Genomic DNA, 3,012 nt, shown 5'->3' on the forward strand with positions numbered 1-3,012 from the left:
CAAATATAGCTAAGCGACTTAATTTTGATTACACCATATTGAGTGCGAACAAAATATCTGTGTCGCATCCGAGCGCTCTTTTTTTGCATTTAGCTTGTGCCCATTTATGTTCAATTGGATTAAGATCTGGCGAATAGGTAGGCAAATATTCCACCATATGCCCCGCATCGATGATGACTTGTTGAATACTCTGTTTCTTGTGAAAAGTTGCATTATCCATCATGATTACACTGTTTTTAGGAAGTACTGGGATAAGGACTTGGGTGACCCATGCATAGAAAACATCGCTGTTAATATTGATATCAAATAATCCGATAGCAAACAGCGTTGTGCCCAATAAAGCGCCGATAACATTTGTTCTTCCTTTAGCTCCCCAGTTCTTGAGACCAACACACCGTTGACCTTTCGGGGAATAGCCGTGAGTCCGCGGGGTATCGTGTGAAAAACCACTTTCATCAATAAAAACAATATGCTTGCCTTCTTTTTCATACTGTTGTTTTTTTGTTGAAACGTTTGTCGAGTGTTTTCGTCGGCTTTCGGATGACGTAGAGTTTTTTTATAGGTCAATCCCATTTTTTTAAGAGCTTGCCAAATGGCCTTCTGACAAACGCCAAAACGCTCTGCACGCTCTTTTTGGTAAGCATCTGGATATTGTTCAACATCTTTTATCAACTCGGATTTATCGATTTTTCGCTGACGCGTAGTCGATGCTTTTGGCTCTATTTGATTAATCCAACGCGATACAGATGCAGAGCCAATCCGAAATTGCTTCGCTGTTTCTCGGATACTCAACCCTTCTTCTTCCATCGTAAATATCACTTTACTTCTAAAATCAATTGAATAGCTCATATAAATAATGTCATCAAAATTAAGTTGCTTAACTATAGCTGCAATCTTTCCAATACAGGAAAAGCGTAAACCCAATTGTCTAAATAACTATCATCATGACGTGATCATGACACTCTTTCGGGGAAAAGGTTTTCCAGCCGCTATTAGCGAGCCATGTCATCTGTTGTGTGAAAGTTTTTGGTGATAAAGTAACTAATGCGGGAGACGGGCTAACATGATGATATAGCTAAGCGTCTTAATTTTGATTACAAAATATATGTTTTTCTCCAATATAAATCTAATGATATAGAGTAATTACTTGTAATCATTTTAAAGTCGCGCAGCTATACATAAGAATAGGAATAGTTGTTGCATTCATTATATTAATAAAATCATTGATTAATACGTAGTTAAGTATTTTGACTCAATTGTTAGCATAATGGCAAGTATTTAAATATTACATAAATGTTAATGTTATATCATTAATCGATCAAATAATTATAAAAAAAAGAGAATATTAGTAATTTTTGTAGTTATAAGACAAATAGAGTTAGCTGTCAGCATTAGTTGATAAATCAGCTATCACTACAGAGTTTTTATTTAATTTGGATGACTTTAATTATTTGTTCGCTCCTGAGAAGCTTTATTATGAGAATTAGTATCAGATACTTTGCCAATTTGTAACAGACGGAATAAGCATGACTCGATTGAAAATTTTTGGGTTACCTGAAGTTGTCCTCGTTGTGCCATTTCTTGATATTTTTTAGGTTGTTGTAGAAAATCATCAATAGCTGCTACCCAATTGTTGATATCAGATGATGGTAGTAATAGTCCATTGCTTTTATGCTGGATAATATCAGGTAGCCCACCCACATTACTAGCAAAGACGGGCACAGCAAAGAAAAGTGATTCAACCGCTACCATACCAAACGCTTCCTTAGTAGAAGGAATTACCGTTAAAGATGCATATGAATATATGGAAGAAGAAGGAAAAACAATACCGGCTAGCAGTGTTTCAGGCTCTAAATCATAGTCGATAATTTTTTTCTGTAATTTAGCCTTACAAGCGCCATCACCAATAATTAAATAACGAAATGAACGGCCTTGACGCTTTAATTGGGCGAGTGCTGCTAAAATAATATCATGTCCTTTTTCTTCTCTTAGCATACCGACTTGAATTATTATTCGCGCTGTTCCATCTTTTATCCAAGTTAAAAGACTATCAGCGACAGGTGTATCATTTTCGGCAACCATTTTAGAAAAATTAAATCCAGGATGAACAACCTTCACCTTTTGTGGCATACAACCAGATTGCAATAATGTTTTTCGCATTGGTTCGCTGGGTACAATGACGTAATCGAATAAGTGATTCATACTGAAGGCTTTTATTTTAGCCGACAGATAGGTTTTTTGTCGCAGTACATATGGTCGTTGTTTCTTAGCTAATGTTTTTACTGCGATGGCAAGGTTATTCGCATCATGGCCACTGTGACAAACAACTAAAATTGTTTGCTGCTGGCGTAGTAGTCTCCGTAGACGTATGATTGACGTAGGATGAGCACTATTAGTAAATGAAACATGATAGATAGGAATGTTGTTTTTTTTTGCTTCATGTGCAATTTGGCTGTCAATATGGCAAGCTAAAGTTACGTTAAAGCCTCGATGTATTAGGCCTTTCATTTGTAGTAAACTTTGAGCTTCTTGGCCACCAAAGTTCATCGAAGATTCGGTATAGATAATGGATGTATTCATGATATACCCTGATAATTAGCCCGTTTGTAAATTGACTTGCTATTCAATTAACAAAATAAATAAATAACGTAATATTCTAATTTTTATGTTATTTTGCCAAAAAATTTAGCGTTAGCAATTAGTCATCTGTAATAAAACAGTTCTGCACATAATATTATTACTTTATTAAATTAAGGCGCTAAAGCATAATCTGTTAACTATGCTTAGTTTAACTAATTGTACTGTTTTTATAGTAATTTTCCCTCTTATTTTTTGTAATATAGATTTTATAGGATCATTTTCTACATTTTGTGATTATTTGTTTATGATTATAAAAATAATAGAGATAAAGATTGTAATGAGATGATGTTAACACTATTTTACATAATTAATGCTCATTTTGCTAAATTTAGACAAGTATGATAGCCATCATGCAATTCATTGATAATAAAT

2 protein-coding genes and 1 pseudogene are annotated in these 3,012 nt (G+C 34.4%); all 3 read right to left on the reverse strand.

Annotation, left to right across the window (positions count from 1 at the left end):
• Positions 1-28: 28 nt before the first annotated feature.
• The 3 genes and pseudogenes from ARSQ2_RS04105 to ARSQ2_RS04115 all read right to left on the reverse strand — a co-directional run bounded on the left by ARSQ2_RS04105 (position 29) and on the right by ARSQ2_RS04115 (position 2,580).
• Complete coding sequence (locus ARSQ2_RS04105) at positions 29-469, reverse strand: IS630 family transposase (RefSeq protein WP_238334289.1); 441 nt, start codon at positions 467-469, stop codon at positions 29-31.
• Between the two features lie 68 nt (positions 470-537).
• Positions 538-849, reverse strand: a pseudogene (locus ARSQ2_RS12500) (IS630 transposase-related protein); the annotation flags it as partial.
• A gap of 594 nt (positions 850-1,443) precedes the next feature.
• Positions 1,444-2,580, reverse strand: a complete 1,137-nt coding sequence (locus ARSQ2_RS04115) for a glycosyltransferase family 4 protein (protein ID WP_181994453.1) — start codon at positions 2,578-2,580, stop codon at positions 1,444-1,446.
• Between the last annotated feature and the right edge of the window lie 432 nt (positions 2,581-3,012).

It is taken from the genome of Arsenophonus endosymbiont of Bemisia tabaci Q2, assembly GCF_902713415.1.
Classification (GTDB): domain Bacteria; phylum Pseudomonadota; class Gammaproteobacteria; order Enterobacterales; family Enterobacteriaceae; genus Arsenophonus.

Bases quoted from the DNA above. Each gene is read 5' to 3' on its own strand.
- ARSQ2_RS04115 (WP_181994453.1), bottom strand. From the start codon at position 2,580: ATGAATACATCCATTATCTATACCGAATCTTCGATGAACTTTGGTGGC.